The organism is Candidatus Sororendozoicomonas aggregata, from assembly GCF_031528575.1.
GTDB classification, from domain to species: Bacteria; Pseudomonadota; Gammaproteobacteria; order Pseudomonadales; family Endozoicomonadaceae; genus Endonucleibacter; species Endonucleibacter aggregata.
Window position 1 is genome coordinate 1 of record NZ_JAVLSP010000137.1, and the last position, 6,264, is coordinate 6,264.

Annotated in this window: 5 protein-coding genes; 3 read left to right on the top strand and 2 right to left on the bottom strand. The window is 48.4% G+C overall.

The features are described 5' to 3' along the window. The first annotated feature begins 542 nt into the window (after positions 1 to 542). The 3 genes from V4C51_RS16640 (at position 543) to V4C51_RS16650 (ending at position 3,970) form a co-directional block, all read left to right on the top strand. A complete protein-coding gene (locus tag V4C51_RS16640) occupies positions 543 to 671 on the top strand; it encodes a hypothetical protein (protein ID WP_330927302.1) in 129 nt (42 codons plus the stop codon). Between the two features lie 365 nt (positions 672 to 1,036). Then, positions 1,037 to 3,208 carry a malate synthase G gene (locus V4C51_RS16645; protein WP_330927303.1) on the top strand — a complete coding sequence of 724 codons (2,172 nt, stop codon included), beginning with the start codon at positions 1,037 to 1,039 and terminating at the stop codon, positions 3,206 to 3,208. A 255-nt stretch (positions 3,209 to 3,463) separates the two neighbouring features. Beyond that, entirely contained in the window at positions 3,464 to 3,970 is a 507-nt protein-coding gene (locus V4C51_RS16650; RefSeq protein WP_330927304.1) for a hypothetical protein, read from the top strand. Between the two features lie 19 nt (positions 3,971 to 3,989). On the opposite strand, the gene purB is transcribed toward V4C51_RS16650, so the two are convergent. Together purB and hflD are read right to left on the bottom strand one after the other, a co-directional pair. Then, entirely contained in the window at positions 3,990 to 5,381 is a 1,392-nt protein-coding gene (purB, locus tag V4C51_RS16655) for an adenylosuccinate lyase (protein ID WP_330927305.1), read from the bottom strand. Positions 5,382 to 5,521: 140 nt separating this feature from the next. Next, positions 5,522 to 6,133, bottom strand: coding sequence for a high frequency lysogenization protein HflD (gene hflD / locus V4C51_RS16660; RefSeq protein WP_330927306.1), 612 nt, complete (start codon positions 6,131 to 6,133; stop codon positions 5,522 to 5,524). Positions 6,134 to 6,264 lie beyond the last annotated feature (131 nt).

Below are 6,264 nucleotides of genomic sequence, written 5' to 3' on the forward strand. Positions count from 1 at the left end.
AGTCGACCGTACTCCCCGGTACGGCGCTCCCTCGCAAAATCCCTTAGAACCGCAAGGTTCCGCGCAATTCTCAGGGCAGTTTATGAAATATCCGGGTTAAATTTATTTTCATTTTTTACCTGATCGGACACCTCGCTATGCTAGTTAGACGACTATTTGAGATGAGCAATGATTGCTACAAAAGAATTCAGAAATTACTCAATAGGTAGCCTGTGACTATCAGTCCGACAGGCTCCTGGTCAGAAAAATTTAATGAGCTATCGGGCAAGCGCCTCTGGAGAAATAGTGAGAGTCCTGACGCTGTTTGATGGCAACATGAATAAATAATGGGCTTTATATTATCCAATCATATTAGAGGGGCGAACTCATTGTTACCTGCCAGGGCGTGAGATTCAAACAAGAGTCGTCATTCCTGCGAAGGCGGGAATCTACCAGAAAATTAAACCTGAGCTCTGAAAATTAACACGTGACGGCAATGTTAGTGTATGGTGTCTTTTGATAACATTTGTTAACCGTTATTACTATTAATAAGGAGAATTCAGATGAGCTGGCTCGAAGATTTGGCAACCGACTGTGCATTACACCCTCATGCTGAAGAATGCTTAAATCGGCTGATGGAAAGTTATTACCTGATCTACTCTGACCAGGGCGATGACGTTCTTGATGACTAACCTGACTAACTGCCGATAATTTCCATCTGAGGAGGCTGTCGCGAAACCAACGAGCCAGGCTGAGTCACACTTCAATGCCATATCAGCACAGTGCAGCACTTTCGCGACACCCTCTCGCCAAGGGCTTGGGAACATTAAAAAACAATCAGTTTTTCTCATCAGTTTCGCTTTTTACAAAAAATCATGAACAGATCTCAGGGGCAAGCAGAACCTGGAGACAATTTTGTACTATTTGGCTAAGCACCGATTTACAACTATTTTTTCAAGAAATACACGGCATAAACTGTATAAATTGGTGTTTTTAAAACAGTTGTTTAGTATTGTTGAACAAGCCGAAAAGTCGCCAGCTGCGAGGTAAAAAAAGAATGGTACAACGTGTACGTAAGGGCAATTTACAAGTTGCCACGGTGATTGCTGACCTGCTTGAAAAGGAAATAGCCCCCGGCACCGGGATCTCGCCCGATCAATTCTGGCAGGCATGCGAAGCTATTTTCACCGATCTGACACCAAAAAATCAGGCGCTGCTGAAAAAAAGGGATACCCTCCAGGCCGGTATTGATCAGTGGCACCGTGAGCAATGGGGAAAACCTGTTGATGCTACTGCTTATAAGGCTTTCCTTAAGGCCATTGGTTATCTGGTGCCAGAGGTATCTGACTTTACAATAGCTACAGAGAATGTTGATCCTGAAATTGCCACCTTGGCAGGCCCACAATTGGTTGTGCCGGTCATGAATGCCCGTTTTGCCCTCAATGCGGTCAATGCCCGCTGGGGGAGTTTATACGATGCGCTCTATGGCACTGACGTGATTCCCCATTCTACTGGTGAAACGGCAGGGGATTACGACCCTGAACGGGGTGAGCAGGTTATTCATTATGCGCGCGCTTTACTGGATGATGTGGTGCCACTGGCAAAGCAGTCACATTCAGCCGTCCGTGAATATACCGTTAAAGAGCAACAGTTGGCCATGACCTTGAAAGATGGCTCTGCCACGTCTTTGAAACACCCTGAAAAATTTGCCGGTTACACAGGCGAGGTGGATAATCCTGACAGCATCCTGCTCAAAAACAACGGCCTGCACATTGAAATTGTGATTGACCGAACGACGCTTGTCGGCAAGAACGATGCCGCAGGCGTCAGTGATGTCAAACTTGAGGCAGCATTGACTACTATTATGGACTGTGAGGACTCTGTCGCTGCCGTAGATGCCCAAGATAAGGCACAGGTCTATCGCAACTGGCTTGGGCTTATGAAAGGTGAACTTGAAGCGACTTTTACCAAACAAGGTGCTTCTGTAACCCGGAAGATGCAGGGTGACCGTCACTTCAAATTGTCGGCGGGCGCGCCCTTTACCTTGTCGGGGCGCAGCCTGATGTTTGTCCGAAATGTTGGTCATCTGATGACCACTGATGCGATATTGGATGCACAAGGCAATGAGGTGCCAGAAGGTATTCTTGATGGTTTGTTTACTGCCCTAGCGGCGAAACATGACTTGATGAAAACCAAAGGGATGAGAAACAGTCGTGCCGGCAGTGTTTATATTGTTAAGCCTAAAATGCACGGCCCTGAAGAAGTCGCCTTTACCTGTGAACTGTTCTGCTGTATCGAAAATGCATTAGATTTACCCCCTAACACCCTGAAAGTGGGGATTATGGATGAAGAACGTCGTACGTCTTTGAACCTGAAAGCCTGTATTCGGGAAGCGCGGCAGCGAGTGGTCTTTATCAATACAGGCTTTCTTGACAGAACGGGTGATGAAATCCACACAAGCATGGAAGCTGGGCCTGTGATCCGCAAACAGGCCATGAAGCAGTCCACCTGGATCAATGCTTACGAAGATAGAAACGTCGATGTGGGTTTAGCCACAGGATTGCCGGGTAAAGCGCAAATTGGGAAAGGGATGTGGCCCATGCCTGATGAAATGGCACAAATGATGGACACAAAGATAGACCATCCACAATCCGGGGCAAATACTGCCTGGGTGCCTTCACCTAACGCGGCCACCTTGCATGCCATTCACTACCACAAAGTCAATGTTAACAACCAGCAGGAACGCCTGCTATCCCGTCAACACGCCAACATTGATGATATGCTCACCATTCCCTTGCTGGAAGATAAAGACTCACTGACGACAGAAGCCATTCAGCAGGAGCTGGATAACAATGCCCAGGGTATTCTTGGTTATGTGGTTCGTTGGGTAGAGCAGGGCGTTGGTTGCTCAAAAGTCCCCGATATTAATCATGTGGGTTTGATGGAAGACCGGGCAACCTTGCGTATTTCCAGCCAACATATTGCTAATTGGCTCCATCATGGCATTTGCACTGAACAACAGGTAGTGGAAACACTCCAGCGAATGGCTGTAGTCGTTGATCAGCAAAATAAGGGCGATAAACACTACCGCGCCATGGCGCCTGACGTTGAGAAAAGCGTCGCCTTTCAAGCAGCAAAAGCACTGGTTTTGAAAGGAGCAGCCCAGCCAAACGGCTATACCGAACCGTTGCTGCACAACTATCGGCGGTTATTCAAGGCGCAATCGTAGTCAATAAGGATGTCGCTTCGCTCCACATGCTTTAGGTGGCGAATGAACGCCACCTAAGCAACACAACCTTCGAGGCAAAGCATTCGCAATGCCTGCGGTTGCTTCCTCCACCAAGCTAAGGCTCTGGTGGGGGGTGGATCCTTAAAGCAGTTAGCAGTGACGGCAGTAGTTGTCACCTGATGCTGAAAGTGCCAACGGCTATGTTCTGCCATGGGCTATAATAGCATTTTCAGAACACAGCATCAGGTGCCGTCTATGTGCATCATCAAACACATCAAACAGTTTATCCTTGCTTTTGTCGGCGTTGGCGTGGCTTTCTTGCATTCTCTGGCATGGGCACAGACAACACTGGAATCCTACTCAGCCCTTAAGGGGGCACTGGAACGTGGAGAAGTGCCTATTACTGGCGTGATTGATTTTGGGCAGTGCACGCTTAAATCGCGGTCAGCGCAAAAAGCTCATAGCTTCAGCGGCAAAGAGATTACGGTTTTTAACCGAAACACGGTCAATAAAGATGGCTCGATACTGATGCTGACGACTTACAAGGTGAACACGCAATTAATGGCTCAAGGCAAGGATGTGACGCGCCTGCCAGCCATATGGATAGAGTGGCAAAGTGCCTACACCTTGAGCAAGGATGACAAACAAATGAGCGTCAGTTTTATCGCAACGGATGCAAAAACCGGAAAGACAATCAAAACCGCTGACTACCTGTGCCCTCTGGGGTCAGCGGTTAAATTATGGCGCACACCTCATCCTTGAAGGCAGTGGGAAAAACGCCCTACCGGGTGTGAGCGGGATCAGTGGAAAAAGACGCCTGTTGTTCAGCATTCCCTGTGTAGGTTGCCGGTGTCAGTGACTGAAGGCGATGTTTCTCACTGGCAGGCAATGCCAGTTCATCAATAAAAGCGGACAGGCTTTCTTTGCTAATGCCACCTTGCCCACGGGTCAGTGCTTTGAGTTTTTCATAGGGCTCCTCAATACCATAACGGCGCATGACGGTTTGAATTGGCTCAGCCAGTACTTCCCAGGCATTGTCCAGGTCTTCCCTCAGACGAGTCGGATTAACCTTCAGTTTACCAAAACCTTTCAAGGTAGAGGCGTAGGCTATCAGGCTGTGGCCCAGGGCGGTCCCCAGATTACGTAATACGGTAGAGTCAGTGAGGTCTCGTTGCCAGCGAGATACGGGCAGTTTAGTAGTTAAGTGTCGCATAATAGCATTGGCAATACCCAGGTTGCCCTCAGCGTTTTCAAAATCAATGGGGTTGACCTTGTGGGGCATGGTCGAAGAACCTACTTCCCCGGCAACGGTTTTTTGGGAGAAATACCCCAAGGATATATAACCCCAGATATCTCGATCCAGGTCAATCAATACGGTGTTGAAGCGGCAGATGGCATCAAACAGTTCAGCAATACCATCGTGGGGTTCAATTTGGGTAGTATAGGGGTTCCATTCAAGACCCAAGCCGGTAACAAATGCCTCGGCATGACTGGCCCAGTCGATTTCAGGGTATGCGCAAAGGTGAGCGTTATAGTTGCCCACCGCACCGTTGATTTTTCCCAGGGGAATGGCTGCCTGAACCTGTTTTAACTGGCGGCTTAACCGGAAGGCAACATTAGCCAGTTCTTTGCCCACGGTGGTTGGGGAGGCCGTTTGCCCGTGAGTTCTCGAGAGCATAGGCTCAGCGGCGTGCTCTTGGGCCATTGACTTGAGGGATTCAACAATGCGGATCATTTCCGGCAAAACCACTTCATTCATCCCTGCTTTTAACATCAGGCCATGGGATAGATTGTTGATATCCTCAGAGGTACAGGCAAAATGAATAAATTCACTGACAGCCGACAGTTCAGCGTTGTCCTGCACCTTTTCCTTAATCAGGTACTCAACGGCTTTCACGTCATGGTTGGTGGTGCTTTCAATGGCTTTAACACGCTCAGCATCGGCCAGGGAGAATTCATCAGTAATCTGGTTGAGCAGGGCATTAGCTTCGGGAGAAAAGGGGGGCACTTCGCTGATTTCTGGGTGGTTGGCCAGAGATTGCAGCCAACGAACCTCAACCATCACCCGAAAGCGAATCAGGCCGAACTCACTGAAAATAGTGCGTAATGCCCGGGTTTTACTACCGTAACGACCATCAATGGGGGAGACAGCGGTTAATGCGGTCAGCTCCATGTCTATGCGCCTTATAATAGAGAAAAGACGCATTATACAAAAGCTTCAGCCAGTTTTCAGCCATTAGAAGCGGTTCAAGCGCTTTTGTGAAAAACGGAAAATTGACGGGGTTGCAGCTCATAAAGGTCGTGAACAGCGTCTCAAAGCTGATTTAACGCATCCAAAAGCTTTTTCCGGGTGAAAAACAATTGCCAGCGGCTGCCACCTGTTTGCCGCCAGAGCATGGCAGAACGGATGCCCGCCAGAAGAATCGCCCGGATTTTATTGGCATTCGCGGGTATTTGAAGATACGTTTGCTCTCCTGTGACCTGAATGCGTGTTTTAAAGGTACTGATAGTCTGGAGATACAGACCACCCAGGCTGGAGAGAACATTTTCATGGAGCAGCCCAAAATGAGCAACCTGGGTAGTCGTCTTTTCAATCTGCTGGGCAATGGTAGATAACATCTCGGACTTGCTTTTCAGCTTTTTTTCAAGATGAATCAGCGCCAGGGAATAACGAATAATATCCCCTTGAATGGCTTTTGTATCCCTTGCTAATACGCCTTTTAGTAACTGCCTGCCTTCGGTGAGTTTGTCATACCCCCCATAAACTTCTGACACAGTTTCAGGCGACGTGATAAACAGGCTTTGAATGGAGGGCTCAAGCGCTGTTTCAGAGACCTGACCAGTCTTAGCCAGTCGATCCACCAGCCCGGCTGCCTGAAAGACACCGGCTAGCGCTGCTATTTGCTCTCGTGTTGAATGTTGCACCCGTTTCTACTCTTTTGCTCTTAACTTGATGATAGGAGCCTGTCCGAGAATAGACTACCCTACTGCGGTTGCGATAAATTGGTCTAAAAATTCCTGCTTCTTCGTCAAATAGCCCCACTATTATCCTCAGA